Raw genomic sequence first — 19,344 nt, forward strand, 5'->3', positions numbered from 1 at the left:
TTCATGGCGCCAACGCCCCAATTTGCCTGAAATTCCTTGTCGGCCCGCCATGTTGCAGCGGCCGCCTCAAGATCACTGGTCTTTGATCCATCGGCATTAAAATATTTGGCTGGCATCTGCTGCGCATGCGCACCCAAACCGGCAGCGGTAATGATCAACCCGGCACAAACGCTGCTCATCAGATGGTTGCGAAATTTGGAAAGGCGGGCAGAACATGCGGAAAAACCCGCATCCGTGGCGTGAAAAGACATGAAATATCGTTCCCATTGTAATTTTTTAAAAATGTAAAATCAGAAAAAAGCAGGCAATGAATATCGGCTAATAAATTTGCAAATGTGCGCAATAGTCAAGCGCTCAATAAGTATGAGGCGGTTTTGAACGGATCGGTGGATTTGCCGGCACTTCCGATAAGCGCCGGCAAAGTATTAGTGCCTAGAATTCCTTGCCGATCTTGGCATCAATCGAATAATTGCTGGCGCCGCGGATGACGAAGAAGAACAGGATGGCCGCCCAGAGGATGGATTTTTCCGAGCCGTCCCAGCCCTGACCCTTGGCGATCCAGTGGAAATAGACGGTGACGAGGAGGACGATGGTGGTGGCGAAGGCCGCCGGGCGGGTCAAAAGCCCAAGGACCAGCAGAATGCCGCCAAAGAACTCCGTTGCGGCGAGAAGCGGCGACCAGAACACGCCGGGATAAAAGCCCAGCCCTTCGACCATTTCGATAGCGCCAAACGGATTGGCGATCTTGCCGGAGCCGTGCAGAACCAGCGCTCCACCGGCAATAACCCGCAGAAGCGTTTCAGAAAATTGTGCCAGACCATTATAGATGCCGCCAAGAGCAGGAATGATCAGCGGACGGTTGTTGCCATTTGCGTTCATAAAATATCCCCATGTGAACGTGTTACACAGGGCAGCAATGGAGAGGTGCTAAATAACGAGCAAATAACAATAAATTGAAGTTGAGTTTTTCAGGCAACTTTCTGACGTTTTGCGACTTTTACTGCCGGTTCAGCTGATGGCAGGATGCGGGCGCGGGGGAAGGTGGCCAGTGCTTCCGTGCCTTCGCGCAGTTTTGAGAACAGGTGAAATTCACCGTCATGCATATGGACGAGGGCCTGCACGATGGGAAGACCAAGGCCGGTGCCCTGTTCGGCGTTCTTGATGGCAATGGAGCCCTGACCGAAGGTGGAGAGCACAACGGGGATTTCCTCCGGCGGAATGCCGGGGCCATTGTCGCGCACGGAGACGTATTGTCCGCCGCCCGCTGTCCAGCCGACCTTGACGTCGATGCGGCCGTTCTGCGGGGTGAATTTTACCGCATTGGCGAGCAGATTGAGGATGATCTGGCGGATTGACCGCTCATCAGCACGCAGCCGCCACAGGCCTGTTTCGAATTGGGAGACGATCCGGATACTCTTGTTGCGGGCCTTCAAATCCATCATGTGGATGCATTCATCGGCAATATCGCTGAGGAGCAGGGGTTCTTCATTGATGGAGTAACGCCCGGCTTCGATACGGCTGAGATCGAGAATTTCATTGATCAGATTGAGCAGATGATCGCCGGATGCATGGATATCACCGGCGTATTCGCGGTAGGTGGCGTTTTCCATGGGCCCGAGCACTTCCTTGGCCATGACTTCGGAAAAGCCAAGAATGGCGTTGAGCGGTGTGCGCAATTCATGGCTCATGGAGGCAAGGAAGCGTGATTTGGCGAGGTTGGCTTCCTCGGCGCGGCGGCGGCCTTCGTCGGACATGGCATTGGCTGTTTCAAGCTCGGCAATCAGCGCGTCTTTTTCCGCCTGCAGGGCGAGGGACACGGAAACTGAGCGGTTGAGCCGTGTGGCCACCAGATAGAAAAATGCCAGCCCGGCAAAAAGCATGATCACCATCGTTGCCTGTATCGGGCTTTGCAGATGGCTCGTGGCAAGAATTGTATAGGTGATAACAGGCAGGGTGAACGCAGCGAGAATGGCAGCGCGCAGGGCCGAGCAGATGATGGCGGTGATGGCCATGGCGAGGATCAGCACGACCGCCTGAATGACCGGGAAAAGGCTGATGCCGCAGGTGGAACAGCCCAAAAAGGAGAAATATGCCCAGCCCATGCTGGTGAGGAAATGACCACCGAGATAGATGACCTGCCAGTTCTTGACCTGTTCATCGGTGATGCCAATTTTATCCAGATGGCGCGCAAGAAGGCCGAGAACCGCATAAAGGCCGATTGTGATGGTTGCCCAGACCACCATATCCCGGCCAAACCCGGCGAAGACACCGGCCACTGCAATCATCGCAATGAAAAGCGGAAGCGTGGCTGCGTTCACGATCAAGGCGCGGGTGTGCATGAACAGTAATTCGCGCTCGAAATGCTTGACGCCCGTATGTTCCATCAGGCGATCGCGGGCGCGGCGCACGACAACAGACAAATCCTTGTTGCGCGGCGGTTTGCGCCGGTCAACAATGTTTTTATCATTTGCCGCGTCGAGTAATGCCATGCGCCTTGTTCCAGATCGCCGTTTGTCTGCTCATTTGGCAGCATTGCATCGCAAGCCTATGGATAAATGATTAAAAGACTTCAAACCTGCGGGGAGAATCAATCTTGATGGACGTATTCTTGCGATGAGTGGACGCTTCGGAGGATATCGCCAGCAACGTCAGGTCCGACCGCCGCGTTCCTTGTTACGGAAACTTGCCGATTTTATCCTGATGCTGGTTTTCTTTGCTCTTATCGCGCTTCTGGCGGCGCGCTTGTCCATTCCACGTGATGAGCAGGAGATAACGGGCAAGGCCTATGTCATCGACGGTGATACGATTGTTCTGACAGGCAAACATATCCGCCTGAAGGGCATCGATGCGCCGGAGCTTGCCCAGCGTTGCGGCGAGGTGCCCGCGGATTACCCCTGCGGGCAGGTGGCGCGGCGGGCACTGGACAAGCTGATCAGCGGCAGGGCCGTGCGGTGCGAGATAACAGGACAGGACAAGTATAAGCGCGATCTCGGCACCTGTTTTGCCAGTGAAACCAATCTCAACAGCATGATGGTCGAGGCGGGGCAGGCGACATCCTATGGTGCCTATTATGACGAGGAAATGCGGGCGAAGGCGGAACGGAAGGGCCTGTGGGCGGGTTCCTTTGACAGGCCGCAGGATTGGCGAAAAGTGCATGAGGGCAGCGTGGAAACACCGCCTTCGCTGTTGGACTGGTTGTTTGATCTTATCAATGGTGCCTATGATTGGGTGTATCAGAAATTGGGAGAGTTTTTGTGAAACTATACGACGGAGGACGCGCGCCAAATCCGCGGCGGGCAAGGATTTTTCTGGCGGAAAAGGGCATCGAGGTGCCGCTCGTGCCCATCGATATGGGTGCGATGGGACATCGCTGTGCGGAGCTTACGGCGCTTAATCCCTTGCAGCGCCTGCCTGTGCTGGAACTTGATGATGGCACTGTGATTGCGGAGTCGGTGGCTATCTCCCGCTATTTTGAAGAGCTTTATCCGGAGCCTGCATTGTTCGGCCGGGGTGCGCTTGGCAAGGCTTTGGTGGAGATGTGGCAGCGGCGGGTGGAGTTCAACCTCCTTGCCACCGTTGCCTCTGCCTTCCGGCACATTCATCCGGCTATGGTCGAGTGGGAAGTGCCGCAAATCCCTGAATGGGGCGAGGCAAACAAGCCAAAGGCCATCGCCTTTCTGGATGTTCTGGACAAACAGCTTGAGACCAATGAGTTCATCGCGGGCAATGAATATTCGATCGCGGATATTACGGCGCTCGTGGCGATTGATTTTTTCAAGCCGGCCCGGATTCAGCTGCCTGATTATGTCACGCATGTGAGGCGCTGGCACGAGGCGGTATCAAACCGGCCAAGCGCCAAGGCGTGAACGTGCCAGAGATCCAATCCCTGTCATCGCAGATCAAGGCGTGTCGCCTGTGCCGTGATGCGCCGCGCTATCTGCCCCCTTTGCCGCATGAGCCCAATCCTGTCTGCGTGATGTCGCCGACGGCGCGTATCGTCATTTGCGGACAGGCGCCGGGCATTCGTGTTCACAACACAGGCCTGCCGTTCAACGACCCATCGGGGGACCGGCTGCGTGAGTGGCTCGGGGTTAACAGGGATCAGTTCTATGATCCGCATAAATTCGCCATTGTGCCGATGGGGTTCTGCTTTCCCGGCTATGATGCGCATGGCGGGGATTTGCCGCCGCGTAAAGAGTGCCGAGAGACGTGGCATGATCAGGTTTTTGCCGCCATGCCGCAGGTCGAGTTGATCCTGACAATCGGCCAATATGCGCAGGCCTATCACCTCGGCAAGCATCGCCGGGCCAGCGTGACGGAAACGGTTTTTCACTGGCAGGATTATTTTAACCCTGCGTCGGGGCCTGCCATTTTAGCGCTGCCGCATCCGTCCTGGCGCAATAGCGGGTGGTTGCGGAAGAATCCATGGTTCGGAGAGAACGTTCTTCCTGTGCTGCGGGAGAAGGTCAAGATTCTAATTTGATCGCTTTCCGGACGAAATTTTTTCGAAGTTTACAAAGTTTAGAATAATTTTCTTGTACGATGGTCGAATAACGGACCATAAAGTATCCCATTCCAAGGGGATTGAATGTCATGGACAGACTCGACCGAAAAATTCTTCGCCTCCTGCAGGAGGATGCAACGCTCGCGGTGGCTGATGTCGCCAAGAAGGTGGGGCTGTCGACGACGCCTTGCTGGCGGCGCATCCAGAAACTGGAAGAAGATGGCGTAATCCAGCGCCGTGTTGCCATTCTCGATCCGGTGCGCGTGAATACGCGGGTGACGGTGTTCGTTTCGATCCGGACCGGTGCGCATAACAATGAATGGCTGAAGCGCTTTTCCGAAGTGGTTCAGGAGTTCCCGGAAGTGGTCGAGTTCTACCGCATGAGCGGCGATGTTGACTATCTCCTGCGCGTTGTTGTGCCTGATATTGCCGCTTACGATGCGGTCTACAAGCGCCTGATCGCCAAGATTGACATTCGCGATGTGTCCTCGGCTTTCGCCATGGAGCAGATCAAGTACACAACGGAACTGCCGCTTGATTATATGAGCATTGAAAAGGAATCGGGCTGATATCCTCAGCCCGACCCATCACGGCTGGCTATTTCTCCAGCCGTGCCAACAGGGATGATGTGTCCCAGCGTTTTCCACCCATGTTCTGCACCTGTTTGTAAAACTGGTCGACAAGGGCAGTGACCGGCAGCTGCGCGCCGTTGCGGTCAGCCTCATCGAGGCAGATGCCGAGATCCTTGCGCATCCAGTCCACGGCAAAGCCGAAATCATATTTTCCGGCATTCATGGTCTTATGGCGGTTTTCCATTTGCCAGGAGCCCGCAGCGCCCTTGGAAATGACTTCAATGACCTTCTCAATATCAAGGCCCGCCTTCTTGCCGAAGTGAATGCCTTCGGCCAGACCCTGCACCAGACCGGCAATGCAGATCTGGTTGATCATCTTGGTCAACTGCCCGGCGCCAACCGGCCCCATCAGGCCGACCATCTTGGCGAAGGATTCGATAACAGGTTTTGCCTTGTCGAAGGCCTCCGATTCGCCGCCAACCATGACCGTAAGGACACCATTTTCGGCGCCCGCCTGACCGCCGGAGACTGGCGCATCAAGAAAATGAAAGCCGCGCTTGCGTGCTTCGGCATCGAGTTCACGCGCCACTTCTGCCGAGGCGGTGGTGTGATCAATGAAAATCGAGCCTTTTTTCATCGCATGAAAAGCGCCATTTTCGCCAATGGTAACAGCGCGCAAATCATCATCATTCCCGACGCAACAGAAGACAAAGTCCTTGTCCGCAGCGGCTTCTGCGGGGGTTGGCGCGTGTTTGCCGTCAAATTGTTCAGCCCACTTCTTCGCCTTCTCGCCATTGCGGTTGAAGACGGTGACGTCATGGCCCCCGCGGGTCTTCAGATGACCCGCCATCGGGTAACCCATAATACCAAGACCAATAAATGTGACTGTTGCCATTCGGTAATTTCCTCTGTCAGATAGGCTATGTGTTCGAAGATTTGCGGGAGAGGTTAGGACAATGCGGCGGATCATCAAAGGCCTATTGTGGATAGTTTTCTCGCTCATCCCTATCGCTTTAATCGCAGCAGGGGTTGGTTATGTCTGGCTCGCACGTTCAGTAACACCGGCGACGGGCGAAATGGTGCTGGCCGATCTTTCCGCGCCTGTGACCGTGACGCGAGACAAGAATGCTGTTCCGCATATTGTCGGTAACAATGTCGATGATGTGCTGAAGGCTCTTGGCTTTGTCCATGCGCAGGAGCGCCTATGGCAGATGGAAGTCACACGCATGGCCGGGCAGGGGCGCTTGTCAGAAATGTTCGGCGACAAGACTGTTTCAACGGACCGTTTTCTGCGTTCGCTCGGCGTCTATGAATCCGCTGTTGCATCTGCTGCTGCACTTGCCCCTGAAGATCGCAAGCATGTTGACGCCTATGTGCGCGGCATCAACGCATTCATCAACAGCAGCGGGCGTTCCTTCGCGTCTAAATATTCGCCGGAGTTTGTCATTCTTGGCTACAAGCCGGAGGAATGGACCGCAGCAGACGTCATTGTGACATTGAAGATGATGTCGGTGACGCTGGCGGCGAATATCGATCAGGAAGTGAACCGTCTGAAATTTGCCCGGCTTGGTATGACGGATGCGGAAATATCAGATCTGTTGCCGCCGGTTGCCGATGATGCGCCGCCGCCCATGCCTGATCTGAAGCAACTTTTGGGTTTGCCCAGCGGCACCATCAAAACCGGTGCGCTGGAAGCCGAACAGCAATTTGCCTCGCTCAATGCAATCATGTCGACCGGGGCTTCAAACAATTGGGTCGTGGGTGGTGCAAGGACAGAGACTGGCAAGCCAATCCTTTCCAATGACCCGCATCTGGGGCTCAGCGCACCCGCCGTATGGTATCTGGCACATCTTGAAGTGAAAAATGCTGATGGAACGAGCCGGAATCTCGTCGGCGTGACACTTCCCGGTGCGCCGTTGGTGCTGCTTGGACGTAATGACCGGGTAGCATGGGGGTTCACCAATACGGGTTCCGACGTTCAGGACATTTTTGTTGAGCGCATCAATCCGGCCAATCCGGATGAGTATCAGACGCCGGAGGGTTTTGCGCCTTTCCAGAAGCAGCCGGTGACGATCAAGGTCAAAGGTGCGAGTGATGTGACGTTTGACCGGAAAGTAACGCGGCATGGTCCGGTGCTGCCCGCCGATTATCGCGGGCTTGATCATTATCTGCCTGACAATACGGTTGCTGCGCTGTCATGGACCGCGCTTGCACCTGATGACAAGACCATATCCGCCGGTCTGAAACTCTGGGATTTTGCCAGTGTCACCGATTTCCAGAACGGAATGCGCGATTTCGTAACGCCAATGCAATCGATGGTCGTCGCCGATATCGATGGCAATATTGGCCTGATTGCACCGGGCCGGGTGCCAGTCCGCGATCCGGCCAACCAGATCATGGGCCGCGCACCATCCCCCGGCTGGGATGCAACCTATGACTGGAAGGGCTATATTCCCTATGAGGAACTGCCGCGCGCTTATAATCCTGCTGACAATGTCATCGGCACGGCCAACACCAAGATGGTCGATGCGACCTATCCGCATTTCCTGACATTTGATTGGGATGAGACATGGCGGATGGACCGGATCAAATCGCTTGTCTATGGCGCGAACCAGCAATCAATGGAGACCAATCGCAAGGCACAGGGCGATGCCTACTCCAATGCCTATGCGGCACTTGGCCCCGTTATGCTGAAGCTCATTGAAGGGCGCAAGGATGTGGATCAGGCGGCTTTCAAGCAACTGAGCCAATGGGACTATGTGGAAGACCGCAACAAGATCGAGCCGTTGCTGTTCAATGCATGGCTGCGCTTGGCAACCAAACGGATTGTCAAGGATGATCTTGGCGAGGCTTTTCCCGCCTACTGGCAGGGCCGGGTATCAGCCATGCTGCGCTGGCTCGGACCCAATCCGGCACGCGACTGGTGCGACGATCGTCGTACGCCTGAAAAGGAAAGCTGCGGCGATGTGCTGGCCTTGGCACTTGGCGATGCGCTGAAGGATCTGGATGGGCGCCTTGGTTCAGACCGTTCGAAATGGAACTGGGGCGCTTTGCATTATGCCTATGGTGCGCACCGACCGTTTGCGCAGGTCAGTCCGCTCGACCGCATTTTCAACGTGAATGTTCCGGCATCGGGCGGGGCATTCACGCTTGACCGGGCAAAGTCGCTGTTTATGGATGAAAGTAATCCGTATCGCGCGGTGCATGGCAGCAGCTATCGCGGATTGTTCGATCTGGCTGATCTCAACAGGTCGACCTATATCCAGACAACAGGACAATCCGGCAATGTGTTTTCGGCCAACTACCGCGACTTTGCGCAGAAATGGGCCGATACACAGGCGATTACGATCTCGACGGACGAGAAGGTCTATCAGGACGGTCTGCTCGGCATCTGGCGGTTGAAGCCGCAATAGGCCTAGGTGAGAGGTGTCATCACTGCCTTTTGATAGGCAGGGCGGGTTTTGAGACGTTCGTACCATGCCAGCAAATGCGGATGATCAGGGCGCTTGATCGGCATTTCGAACCACGCATAGACGAAGCAGCCAAGCGGAATGTCGCCAATGCCGAAGGCCTTGCCGGAGAGATAAGGCTGGGCTGCAAGCGCAGCGTCAGCAATGGCAAACATCTCGCCGCAGGCTGCAAGACCGTTTTGCTTGGCCGCATGGTCCTGTTGATCAGGCGCGAGGCGCACTGTGTTCCAGAAAACATCACGGAACGGACCGGCAATGCTTGATGTCGTCCAATCCATCCACTTTTCAGCGCTGGCGCGGGCTGCTGGGTCCTCGAGATACAGGCCGGATTTTCCGTATTTGGCGGCAAGATAGCGGACAATCGTGTTGCTTTCCCACAGCGCCAGCCCATCATCCTCAATGGCCGGGACGCGGCTGTTGGGATTTATGGCCCGGTATGCCGGATCGTTGACAATGCCATGGGCACCACCCGCCGGAATGTTCTCATAGTGTATTGCAAGCTCTTCAGCTGCCCAAAGTGCCTTCTTGACGTTGGTCGAGTTGGCTCGACCCCAAATTTTCAGCATGGCTTACTTCTTTTCAATTAGCGGATCAGATGCCGGGTGATACGGCGTTCCATCCAGTCCCAGATGTGGCGTAGCACTTCTACGAGCAGGAGATAGATGATAGCGGCCCACAGATAGGCCTGGAAATCGAAAGTCCGTGAATAGGCAAGTTTGGTGTAGCCCATGAGGTCATACACCGTGATCAGAGCCACGATGGCCGAGCCCTTGATCATCAGGATGACCTCATTGCCATAGGGGCGCAGCGCAACAATCAATGCTTGCGGCAGGATAACCTTGCGGAATGTCACGAATTTCGAGATGCCGAGCGACGCCGCGCCTTCCCATTGCCCGAGTGGTACACTCTGGATTGCGCCGCGCAATATCTCCGCCTGATAGGCAGCGGTATTGAGGGCAAACGCTAGAAAGCCGCAATACCAGGCTTCGCGGAAGAACCACCACAGGCCAATCGCTTCGATTTGCGTTCTGAATTCACTGATACCGTAATACATCAGGAAGACCTGAGCGATCAGCGGCGTGCCACGGAAGAAATAGACATAGGCATAGGCTATCCCAGAGGCGATCCTGTTCTTGCTCATTCGGCCAAAGGCGACGGGTATGGAAAGAACTGCCCCGAACAGAATCCCGGAGAAGACGATTGTCAAAGTGGTGACGAGACCTTGCCAGTATTTGGGGCCATAGGTCTGGATGAGAACGATATCCCAGGCGAAATAGAGATCGAGGACAATCCCGATGATCAGCGATGCCCAGACCGCGACAAGCAGGTGGCCAATAATCCGCGCCTTGGTCCAGCGTTTCGGTGGTGCGGGCGGACGGGCCACCACAGCGGTGCGGGCGTTGAGGAAGCTTTCGGTCATCGCCTCACTCCACTGGCTTTGGTGCGCTTTTCAATTGCGCCGATCACGAAGGATGAGAGGATGGCGAGCACGAGATAGATCAGGCAGGCCGTGCCGTAAAACAGGAATGTATGTTTGGTGACGCGTGCTGCAACGCCGGTCTGGCGCAGGATGTCAGCAAGGCCGATGGCGGATACAAGCGCGGTATCCTTGAGCAGGATCATCCAGAGATTGGAAAGACCGGGCAGGGCGACCCGGATCAGTTGGGGCAGGATCACTTTCCACATGGTCTGGCCATAGGAAAGGCCGATGGCATAGCCGCCCTCATACTGGCCGCGCGGGATGGCGCGAAATGCCGAGAGAAAGACCTCGCTTGCATAGGATGAAAAGACCGCGCCCATGGCGAACATGCCGGCCAGAAACGAATTGATTTCGATGGTTCCGGAATAACCCAGCATCACGCCGAGCTTCTGGATGCCGATCTGGGCACCGAAATAAACGAGAAAGAGGGTGAGAAGCTCAGGCAGGCCACGGAAAATCGTGGTGTACATATTGGCCGCGAGCCTGATGGATGGTTCTTCGGCCTGTTTACCCAAGGCCACGAAAAATCCGATGAGCAGTCCAACGGGCAATGTCGCCAGCGCAAGACTGACAGTCACGAGAATGCCGCCTGCAATGCTGATGCCCCAGCCGCCTTCACCGAATCCCAACAACGCAATTGAGCCCATGGGCTTCTTTCATTCTTTTGCAGGTCATTCCCCAGTGCCCGATTTTCGAGCAGACCTGTCATTTTTGAATTCAAAGATCAGAAATGGTTGGCGGAATATTTCCGCCAACCATCATTGGTCAATTCTAGACTTAAGTCTTAGTTATTCGGCACCATAAACGTCAAGCTTGAAGTACTTGTCGTTGATTTCCTTGTACTTTCCGTTCTTGCGGATCGCGAGGATCGCAGCGGAGAACTTGTCAGCCAGAGCGGTATTGCCCTTCTTGACGGTCACGCCAGCGCCTGGGCCATGGATGACTGGATCAGGTGTGATTGTGCCGAGAAGCTTGCAGCACTTGCCTGCACCGCTATCGAGCCACTGGCCGAGCACAACGGAGTCGTCCATGGCGGCATCGATACGACCGTTCGACAGGTCGAGCTTATATTCGTCAGCTGTCGGGTACATCTTGATGTCGGAGCCGCTATATTTGGCTTCGGCAAAATTGGAATGGCTGGTCGAAGCCTGAACACCCAGTGTCTTGCCCTTGAGCGACTCTGGAGTGACGTCCTTCAGTGTGGAATCCTTTGGTACGGCAATGCCTGGAGGTGTGTTGTAGTACTTCTTGGAGAAGTCGACCTTCTTCAGGCGTTCATCGGTGATGGACATGGATGCGATGATCGCATCGAACTTGCCCGCCTGCAGGGCCGGAATCATGCCGTCCCAATCCTGCGATACGAAGGTGCACTGTGCCTTCATCTCTTCGCAAAGCGCCTTGCCGATATCGATGTCAAAGCCCTCAAGCTTGCCATCCGGCGTCAGATTGTTGAAGGGTGGGTAGGCTCCCTCTGAAGCGATGGTCAGCTTCAGGGCGTCCTCTGCATGGGCCGCTCCCATGGACAATGCAAAGGCAACGGCAGCAACGCCGAGTGCGAGACGCTTGGTGATACGCATTATTCAACCTCTCTTTTGTGGCCCGGCTGTTCCCCTGTTCTTTTGGACAGCCTTCCGGGCAAGGTCGCAGTTTTTTACTGCTCCTGACGGCGATATTCCCACTAGTTTTCTGATAAAAGCAACCGGGAATCTTTTGCTACCCGGCGAATCTGCAAAGCAAAACCACATAATTGTTTCGGGATTATATTTTTGTTGCGCAGCTTCTGCGCGAAACGTCATTTCGTGACCCGTCTAGCGGGTAAGACCCATCTCACGTTCGATAAAGTCCGCCAATCCCGTCGTGTCATCAAGGTCAAAGACGGGAATCTGTTCGCCTTCGACGGGGAAATCGCTGGCTATTGCCACGATGCTTGGATCATTCTGCGCCAGACTCTCACTTGAGCGGCCCTCACGGCGGCGCGCCTCGATCTTTTTGTGGCCCTCGCGTTTATAGCCTTCCACAAGAACAAGGTCACAGGGGGCAAAACGCCCGACAATCTCGGCAAGAGAGGGTTCGCTTTCGTCTGTTAATTCGTGCATCAATGCCCAGCGACGGTCTGAAACGATGGCCACTTCCCCGGCACCGGCCTTGCGGTGGCGATAGGAGTCCGTGCCCTCATGATCGATGTCAAAATCGTGATGGGCATGTTTGATGGTTGAGACCTTCCAGCCACGCCGCGTCAGTTCGATCACCAGTTTGACGGTGAGGGTGGTCTTGCCTGAATTCTTCCAGCCGGTGATGCCGAATATGCGGTGGGTCATGGGTGTGTCTTCCAGTCATGCGATTCTGCGATCATCGCCCGGGCACGATCAAGGTCATCGGGACGGTTGATATTGAAGAATGGATCGAACCTCTCGCCCGATTGCGTTGTTACGAGGGGAAAATCCACCTGATGATGCGGGTGATCTTCAATCCAGACGCGAACGCGGCGGTTTTGCGGATCGCGCAGCCATTGGTCCAGCTCCTCTTTCTGCATCACCGGCCAAAGCCCGAAGACCGGGTGCCACATATTATCGGAAACAGCGACAGCGATATGATCAGGAGAGCCCGCGATTGCCTTGCCAAGCGTTGCGCTGAGATCATGCGGGAAGAGCGGGGTATCCGTCGCAACAGTCAGTATATGGGTGAATGGATCGGGTTGGTTCGCTGCCCATTCCATACCCGCGAGAATGCCCGCAAGCGGTCCGGCAAAGCCAGAAACACTATCAGCGATGATTGGGAGGTGGAGATCGGCGAAGGCAGCGGGATCGCCATTGCTGTTGACGACCACAGTTTCGAGCTGCCGCAACAGGCGTTCAGTTACGAAATCAATCAGGCGCGTTTTGCCGAAGGGCAGCAATGCCTTGTCATGCCCGTCCATGCGGCTCGACCGGCCACCCGCCAGAATAATCCCTGCAATGCGCACTGTTTACACTCCATCGGGCGATGAGCTTGCCGCCGCTATTGTTGCGACCGGGACTATCCGTCCGACCACGCGCTCACGGTAGAGCGTATAAAGGCCGCTGCCAATAACGATCAGCGCACCGATGATCATGGGGAGGTCGGGCAGGTCGCCGAAGAAGAGAAAGCCCAAAAGAATGGCCCAGACAAGGCTGGTGTAACGGAACGGGGCGACGAAGGAAATCTCGCCCTCGCGCATGGCGAGAATGATGAAATGATAGGCCACGATTACGCAGCAGGAGGCGAAGAAGAGCAGGCCCGTGTGGGTGAGTGTCATGGGTGTCCAGCCGCCCAATGGGATAATCAGGCCAATACCTGCGAGCGATACGCCAACTGAAGTCAGTGCCGATATCATCAGGACAGGAATGGTTTTTGGAACTTTTCGCGTGGCGAGATCACGCATCGCTGCAAAGATCACGGTTACAACAATCAGCAGGACATAATGGCTGACGCCCTCATAGCCGGGGCGAACGATAATGAGCACGCCGCAAAACCCAATGGCGATAGCGATCCAGCGCCGCCATCCCACCGGTTCACCAAGAAACATCGCGGCACCCAGCGTGACCGCTAAAGGCAAGGCCTGCAGAATAGCCGAGGTGAGGGCGAGGGGAACATGCACAAGGGCAATGAGAAAGCTGACCGTTCCCACCACTTCACCGACAACACGCAGGATGGTCATGCGGTGCAGGGCATGGCGCAGTGGTATGAGCATGCCCTGATGCCAGGCGAGGAGCAGAATGAGCGTGGTCGCCATCAGACCGCGCACCAGCATCACCTGACCCATATTCATGTGCCCGCCAACGAGTTTTACTGTGGCGTCATTGAAGGTGAAGCTGGCCATACCAATGGCCATATACAGGCTGCCGCGAAGATTGGGCGTAAGCGCCAAGGCATTCATCCGAATGAGAGCACGCGATTCTCCCCCGGAATCGCTCGGATTGATATATCAAGCCTGACGGCTTCTTGCATCCGGAATATTGGGAAAAGCTCTAGCCGCCTGTCACGCTCATATGGCGGGAAACGGCAGGGCGATTGTGCCTGCGATCGATGATGAAATCATGCCCCTTAGGCTTGCGGCCAATGGCTTCGTCAATCGCGTCGCTCAAAAGTTCATTGCCCTCGGAAGCGCGCAATGGCGCACGCAGATCAGCGGCATCTTCCTGCCCAAGGCACATATAAAGCGTACCAGTGCAGGTGAGGCGAACACGATTACAGCTTTCACAGAAATTATGCGTCATCGGTGTGATGAAGCCAATGCGGCCGCCGGTTTCGCGAATGTGCGAATAGCGCGCCGGGCCACCCGTTTTGTAGGGAATATCGTCAAGCGTGAATTGCTTGGAAAGATCAGCCCGGACCATCGACAGCGGCAGATACTGGTCGGTGCGATCCAGATCAATCTCGCCCATCGGCATGGTTTCGATCAGCGTCAGATCCATATCGCGGCCATGCGCCCAACGGATCATCTCCGGAATCTCGTGATCGTTGAACCCCTTGAGGGCGACCGCATTGAGCTTGATCCGGATACCGGCAGCCTGAGCGGCGTCGATGCCCTCCAAGACCCGGTTCAAATCACCCCAGCGGGTGATGGCATGGAATTTTTCCGGATCGAGCGTATCGAGCGAGACATTGATGCGCTTGACGCCGTGGTCGGCCAGTTCTGCCGCATAGCGGGCAAGCTGCGAGCCATTGGTGGTCAGCGTCAATTCTTCGAGAGCGCCTGAGCGCAAGTGGCGGGAAAGTTCGCCAATCAGATGCATGATATTCTTGCGGACCAGTGGCTCACCACCGGTCAGACGCAACTTCTTGACACCCTTTTCGATGAAGGCTGTGCAAAGACGATCCAGTTCTTCGAGGGTCAACAGATCTTTCTTGGGCAGAAAGGTCATGTGCTCGGACATGCAATAGGTGCAGCGGAAGTCGCAACGATCCGTTACAGACACGCGTAAATAGCTGATTGTCCTACCAAAAGGATCAATCATCGGTGTCTGTGCAATCGTTTTGTCGAATAATGCAATGTGGTCCAAGCAAACCTCCTTTGCAAGAGATAGGGTGGCGGTTGCGGGTTGTCTAGTCACCTTCGGGTTATGTATGGCAATTTGGTGTTATGTATACCAATAATTGTCCGCTTGCGACGCTATGACCATGCGATTAGACAAGAGTTCGCACAAAGGAGTATCCGCCATGACCACTGCCTGGCCCAAGGAATTGCGTGTGAGCAAGGATCGTCGCTCGCTGACCATCGCATTTGATACGGGCGAAACATACACCTTAAGCGCCGAACTGTTGCGCGTTGCTTCGCCATCGGCAGAAGTGCAGGGCCATTCGCCTGAACAGCGGGTGACTGTGCCGGGCAAGCTGAATGTCGAGATTGCCAAGATGGAACCCGTTGGCAATTACGCCGTGCGCATTACCTTTGACGATATGCATGATACCGGTCTTTTCAGCTGGGACTATCTCATTGATCTCGGCCGTAACCGGGACGAACGCTGGCAGGCCTATCTCGACGAACTGGCCGCAAAAGGATTGAGCCGCGAGCCTGTGGTGAGCAGGCATCGCCACTGATCGCTATCGCAGCACCACGACCTTCGTTCCGATTCCAACCTGATCATAGAGATCCTTCACATCATCATTGGCCATACGGATACAGCCTGAGGACATGGCGTGGCCAATCGTCCATGGCTGGTTGGTGCCGTGAATGCGATACATGCTTGAACCAAGATACATGGCCCGCGCACCCAGCGGATTGCTTGGACCGCCGGCCATATAAGCGGGCAGGATACGGCCTTTTCTGGCTTCGCGTGCCCGCATGATGGTTGGCGGTGTCCAGCCCGGCCATTCGGCCTTGCGCGAAATGCGCTTCGTCCCGCTCCAGGTAAACCCTTCGCGGCCCACGCCAATCCCATAGGCCATAGCCCGTCCAAGCCCGGTAACGTGATAGAGCCTGCGTTGCCGCGTATTGATGACAATGGTGCCCGGCTCATAGCTCTCTGAGAAAGAGACATATTGGCGCGGGATCGGTGAACGGTCTGACTGGTATTTCCCTGCGGGTCGATCCGGCTTTCCCGCAAGAAATATTTTCTTGAGAAGATTATCACCTGCACTTGCGGGCGTGCTTAAAGTACTTATTCCTGCTATAGTAAATAATAGTAAAGTTACTTGGAGACATCTATGCATCGAATCCCCCAATTCAATGTTTCAAGTCACTTTAACTGTGACATTCTTGCATGTTTTGCAAAAGAATTGATTTGGTCAAGGGCTCGATATGCGAATCGTCATGAAAGCTGTGATCAATCGGGTTAAATGAAACAAAAATCGTATTCCCTGCGCTTTTGCCGCTCAGGTGAATATAAATCGGGGGGCGGGTTATTGTTAAAAGATTGTAAATAGGATGAGGCGAAACTGGCTGTGAATCACCATTCGTGGCCTGCATTCGTTGCGGGCGTGACTGTACCATCTGGGCGAGCATTATGAATTCCTATTCGAAAAAGCATGCGATTTTTGTAGCTGCAATGTTGTCAGCAACAGCCATTTCCATGTCCCCGGCACTGGCCGCCGACAATCTGATGGATTTTCTGTTCGGAAGCCGCCGCGTTCAGGCGCAGCCTGTCTATCCGCCCCGGCCTGTTGTGCCTGCCCAGCCAAGCGTGTCCCGCTCAGTGCCCGTCAAGCGCGTCACGGTAACGGCCCCGAAAAATTACGATTACAAACCCGATGCGCTGGTTCGGATCGATTTTTCCAAGATTGATCCACAGCTGACCGCCTCGGCCAATCACAACAGCGATTCTGCGACGCAGATACCGCTGGAGCAGTTTGGCCTGAAGATCGAGCAGATCAAGGAAGCCCATGTTCTGGCGGAAAAGGACATAGCTGACGCTGTTGTCTCCTACTATTCGACCAAGCAGCAACCCATCTGGACGTCGTCTTATGATGTTTCAGCCAAAGCCAAGGCTGTGGCTGCCCTGTTCAATGCGGCGGGCGAAGAGGGCCTTGATCCCAAGGATTATGCGGTGAAGCTGCCAAGCGACGAGTATGACCGGGCCGATATCCCGGCGCGTCTCAAGGAGCTTGCCGATTTCGAACTGACAATGTCGGCCCGTGCGCTGCGTTACGCCATGGATCAGGGCGATGGCCGCATCAATCCAAACCGTCTGAGTGGTTTCCACGATCTTGCCGTGGACCGGGTGAAGCCGCGTGCCGTCATCGAACAACTCTCATCTAGCAATGATGCGGTGGCGCTGCTCAAGGGTTTTGAGCCGCAGAGCAAATGGTATGCGGAGCTGAAACAGAATCTGCATGAGCTGGGTGGTGATGTGGGGTCGGAGCCAACAGTGCGTGTTGCCACCGGCACCATGATCCGTCCGGGCGAAGACAATCCTGAGCTGCGCAACGTGGTTGCGCTCATCAAGGCAAAGGCGCCGAAGGATTTTCTGGCCAAGCACGAAGCCGTGATGCAGGCGCATGAAAATGCAACCGTTTACGACCAGAGCCTTGTCGAGGCGATCAAGGATTTCCAGACCAGTCAGGGAAAGAAGCCTGACGGTGTGATTGGCCGTGGCACTATCAGTTCGCTGCAGGGCGACACAAACAGTTCCAAGCGCGACCGCATTCTCTATTCCATGGAACGTTTGCGCTGGCTGCCGCATGATTTCGGCAAGCGTTACGTCTTCATCAACCAGCCCGCCTTCCGGGCGCAATATTTTGATGACAGCACCGAAAAGCTGGCGATGAACATCGTTGTCGGCTCGCCAACCAACCAGACCTATTTCTTCAACGATACGATTGAGACCGTTGTGTTCAACCCATCCTGGGGTGTGCCGCGCTCGATCATTCTCAACGAAATGATGCCGAAGATTCTCGCCAACCCATCCTATCTCGAAAATAGCGGCTACGAGGTCTATGACAAATCGGGCCGTGTTATCCCGTCAAGTTCGGTGGATTGGTCGCAGGTTGCATCAAGTGGCGGCGGCGTCGGTATCCGCCAGAAGCCAAGCCTCGACAATGCGCTGGGCGAATTGAAAATCCTGTTCCCGAACAGCCATGACATCTACATGCATGACACACCGGCAAAATCCTATTTCAAGAAGGATATGCGCGCGCTGAGCCATGGTTGTATCCGTCTGGAGCGCCCGCGCGACATGGCTGCTGCCGTGCTCGGCGTGCCGGTTGAGGAACTGAACCAGTACTTTGGCAAGAATGAGAAGAGTGTCCGGGTCAAGGATCAGCTGCCGGTTTATGTCTCCTACTTCACCGCATGGCCGGATGCCAAAACAGGCGCCATCCAGTATTTCGATGACGTCTACCAGCGTGATCTTTATATGGAGAAAGCGATCGTCAAGACCACGGCAGTTCGTCAGGCTGTCACCAACCAGACTGCCCAGCTCTAAGCGTTGGTTGCAGAAATATTGACCTGACGAGGGGCGCATAGCGCCCCTTTTTGTTGACGGACTGCAAGTTCTGCCGTGTGTGGTTCGTGGTTCGACATAACAACCATGAGGGGCGTGGGTGGCTGCAACGATGAGGGAGAGTGGTGGTGCAACGCTAATCCCCAACATTTCAGGTCATAAACATTGCAGATTGCAAAAGTCGCAGAAACTGACTCCCTGCAACCCTCACTCTCCCTCATGGTGAGCCCGTCGAACCACGACACAACGGGGTCTGCAACTGGTCAATTTCACGGTTGGATTTATTTGAATATGAGACTAGTGGCATAAGCATAGCGCATGGTTCGACAGGCTCACCACGAGGGAGAGTGAGGGTTGCAGGGAGTCAAGTTCTGCAACATTAGCGATGTAATGTTGCGATTATCGTTGCAGCCAAGCCCCTGATGGTTGTGATGTCAAACCACGAACCCTATTCATGCAACTTTCGTTGAATTGTCAGCCCAGTCCGCTTTTATAAAATATTGCCTCGATGCTTTGAGGCTGTCATGGAAGTCACGGTCTACATACTGCGGTGCTCTGATGGGTCCTATTATACCGGGCTTACAAAGCAGGAGATCGAAGCGCGTGTTTGGGAACACAATGCCGGTATCTGCGATGGATACACAAAGAACCGTCGCCCTGTTCAACTGGTTTTCACAGAAACCTATGACCGCATCCTTGATGCGATAGCGCGGGAACGTCAGATCAAGGGTTGGTCGCGGGTTAAGAAACAGGCGCTGATCGCGTTGGATTATGAGCGTTTGCCCCAGCTATCAAAAAACCGATGCTCGCATTCATAGTGGTGTGTTGAATGTATGTGGTCGTGGTTCGTGGGTTCGTGGTTCGACGGGCTCACCATGAGGGAGAGTGAGGATGCAATGCTAATCACAAACATTCCATC

General features: G+C 55.0%; 21 protein-coding genes. 8 read left to right on the plus strand and 13 right to left on the minus strand.

What is annotated here, in order from left to right:
* The 3 genes from FHW17_RS14655 to FHW17_RS14665 form a co-directional block, all read right to left on the minus strand.
* On the minus strand, window positions 1-251 hold a 251-nt coding region (locus FHW17_RS14655; protein ID WP_182510208.1), incomplete at its 3' end, for a hypothetical protein.
* A gap of 181 nt (window positions 252-432) precedes the next feature.
* The gene (locus FHW17_RS14660; protein WP_112525243.1) at window positions 433-879 is read right to left on the minus strand and encodes a DoxX family protein; all 447 of its coding nucleotides are present in this window, start codon (window positions 877-879) and stop codon (window positions 433-435) included.
* Window positions 880-968: 89 nt separating this feature from the next.
* Complete coding sequence (locus FHW17_RS14665) at window positions 969-2,489, minus strand: HAMP domain-containing sensor histidine kinase (RefSeq protein WP_182510209.1); 1,521 nt, start codon at window positions 2,487-2,489, stop codon at window positions 969-971.
* 124 nt (window positions 2,490-2,613) lie between these two features.
* On the opposite strand from FHW17_RS14665, the gene FHW17_RS14670 reads away from it, so the two are divergent.
* The 4 genes from FHW17_RS14670 (at window position 2,614) to FHW17_RS14685 (ending at window position 5,073) form a co-directional block, all read left to right on the plus strand.
* Window positions 2,614-3,258, plus strand: a complete 645-nt coding sequence (locus FHW17_RS14670) for a thermonuclease family protein (protein WP_182510210.1) — start codon at window positions 2,614-2,616, stop codon at window positions 3,256-3,258.
* Window positions 3,255-3,866 (plus strand): glutathione S-transferase, encoded by a 612-nt coding sequence (locus FHW17_RS14675; protein ID WP_112525237.1) that lies wholly within the window; start codon window positions 3,255-3,257, stop codon window positions 3,864-3,866. The genes FHW17_RS14670 and FHW17_RS14675 overlap by 4 nt, the downstream gene beginning before the upstream one ends.
* 2 nt (window positions 3,867-3,868) lie before the next feature.
* Complete coding sequence (locus FHW17_RS14680) at window positions 3,869-4,483, plus strand: uracil-DNA glycosylase family protein (protein ID WP_348643740.1); 615 nt, start codon at window positions 3,869-3,871, stop codon at window positions 4,481-4,483.
* A gap of 110 nt (window positions 4,484-4,593) precedes the next feature.
* Window positions 4,594-5,073 carry an Lrp/AsnC family transcriptional regulator gene (locus tag FHW17_RS14685; RefSeq protein ID WP_091877656.1) on the plus strand — a complete coding sequence of 160 codons (480 nt, stop codon included), beginning with the start codon at window positions 4,594-4,596 and terminating at the stop codon, window positions 5,071-5,073.
* A 28-nt stretch (window positions 5,074-5,101) separates the two neighbouring features.
* On the opposite strand, the gene FHW17_RS14690 is transcribed toward FHW17_RS14685, so the two are convergent.
* Window positions 5,102-5,971 (minus strand): NAD(P)-dependent oxidoreductase, encoded by an 870-nt coding sequence (locus tag FHW17_RS14690; protein ID WP_112525235.1) that lies wholly within the window; start codon window positions 5,969-5,971, stop codon window positions 5,102-5,104.
* A gap of 61 nt (window positions 5,972-6,032) precedes the next feature.
* Between FHW17_RS14690 and FHW17_RS14695 the strand changes: the two genes are divergently transcribed.
* Window positions 6,033-8,489, plus strand: coding sequence for a penicillin acylase family protein (locus FHW17_RS14695; RefSeq protein WP_182510211.1), 2,457 nt, complete (start codon window positions 6,033-6,035; stop codon window positions 8,487-8,489).
* Between the two features lie 2 nt (window positions 8,490-8,491).
* Here FHW17_RS14695 and FHW17_RS14700 read toward each other — a convergent pair whose 3' ends face one another.
* The 8 genes from FHW17_RS14700 to moaA all read right to left on the minus strand — a co-directional run bounded on the left by FHW17_RS14700 (window position 8,492) and on the right by moaA (window position 15,002).
* The gene (locus FHW17_RS14700) at window positions 8,492-9,112 is read right to left on the minus strand and encodes a glutathione S-transferase (protein ID WP_182510212.1); all 621 of its coding nucleotides are present in this window, start codon (window positions 9,110-9,112) and stop codon (window positions 8,492-8,494) included.
* 17 nt (window positions 9,113-9,129) lie between these two features.
* A complete protein-coding gene (locus FHW17_RS14705; RefSeq protein WP_112525229.1) occupies window positions 9,130-9,966 on the minus strand; it encodes an ABC transporter permease in 837 nt (278 codons plus the stop codon).
* Window positions 9,963-10,673: an ABC transporter permease gene (locus FHW17_RS14710; RefSeq protein ID WP_112525227.1), complete on the minus strand. Its 711-nt coding sequence runs from the start codon at window positions 10,671-10,673 to the stop codon at window positions 9,963-9,965. Before FHW17_RS14710 ends, FHW17_RS14705 begins: the two co-directional genes overlap by 4 nt.
* Before the next feature lie 141 nt (window positions 10,674-10,814).
* Entirely contained in the window at window positions 10,815-11,603 is a 789-nt protein-coding gene (locus FHW17_RS14715) for an ABC transporter substrate-binding protein (RefSeq protein WP_182510213.1), read from the minus strand.
* Between the two features lie 231 nt (window positions 11,604-11,834).
* Window positions 11,835-12,344, minus strand: coding sequence for a molybdopterin-guanine dinucleotide biosynthesis protein B (mobB, locus tag FHW17_RS14720; RefSeq protein WP_113094831.1), 510 nt, complete (start codon window positions 12,342-12,344; stop codon window positions 11,835-11,837).
* Window positions 12,341-12,988: a molybdenum cofactor guanylyltransferase MobA gene (gene mobA, locus FHW17_RS14725; protein ID WP_348643741.1), complete on the minus strand. Its 648-nt coding sequence runs from the start codon at window positions 12,986-12,988 to the stop codon at window positions 12,341-12,343. Before mobA ends, mobB begins: the two co-directional genes overlap by 4 nt.
* 3 nt (window positions 12,989-12,991) lie before the next feature.
* A complete protein-coding gene (locus FHW17_RS14730) occupies window positions 12,992-13,912 on the minus strand; it encodes a DMT family transporter (RefSeq protein WP_246706853.1) in 921 nt (306 codons plus the stop codon).
* Between the two features lie 100 nt (window positions 13,913-14,012).
* Entirely contained in the window at window positions 14,013-15,002 is a 990-nt protein-coding gene (gene moaA, locus FHW17_RS14735) for a GTP 3',8-cyclase MoaA (protein WP_246706868.1), read from the minus strand.
* Between the two features lie 202 nt (window positions 15,003-15,204).
* Here moaA and FHW17_RS14740 point away from each other — a divergent pair, with 202 nt between their 5' ends.
* Window positions 15,205-15,585, plus strand: coding sequence for a DUF971 domain-containing protein (locus tag FHW17_RS14740; RefSeq protein WP_112525219.1), 381 nt, complete (start codon window positions 15,205-15,207; stop codon window positions 15,583-15,585).
* A 3-nt stretch (window positions 15,586-15,588) separates the two neighbouring features.
* Here FHW17_RS14740 and FHW17_RS14745 read toward each other — a convergent pair whose 3' ends face one another.
* Window positions 15,589-16,197 carry a L,D-transpeptidase gene (locus FHW17_RS14745; RefSeq protein WP_182510214.1) on the minus strand — a complete coding sequence of 203 codons (609 nt, stop codon included), beginning with the start codon at window positions 16,195-16,197 and terminating at the stop codon, window positions 15,589-15,591.
* Window positions 16,198-16,490: 293 nt separating this feature from the next.
* On the opposite strand from FHW17_RS14745, the gene FHW17_RS14750 reads away from it, so the two are divergent.
* On the plus strand, window positions 16,491-18,407 hold the full coding sequence (locus tag FHW17_RS14750) for a L,D-transpeptidase family protein (RefSeq protein WP_182510215.1): 1,917 nt from the start codon (window positions 16,491-16,493) through the stop codon (window positions 18,405-18,407).
* 542 nt (window positions 18,408-18,949) lie between these two features.
* A complete protein-coding gene (locus FHW17_RS14755; protein WP_182510216.1) occupies window positions 18,950-19,243 on the plus strand; it encodes a GIY-YIG nuclease family protein in 294 nt (97 codons plus the stop codon).
* Window positions 19,244-19,344: the final 101 nt, after the last annotated feature.

This window comes from Phyllobacterium sp. P30BS-XVII (assembly GCF_014138335.1).
GTDB classification, from domain to species: domain Bacteria; phylum Pseudomonadota; class Alphaproteobacteria; order Rhizobiales; family Rhizobiaceae; genus Phyllobacterium; species Phyllobacterium meliloti.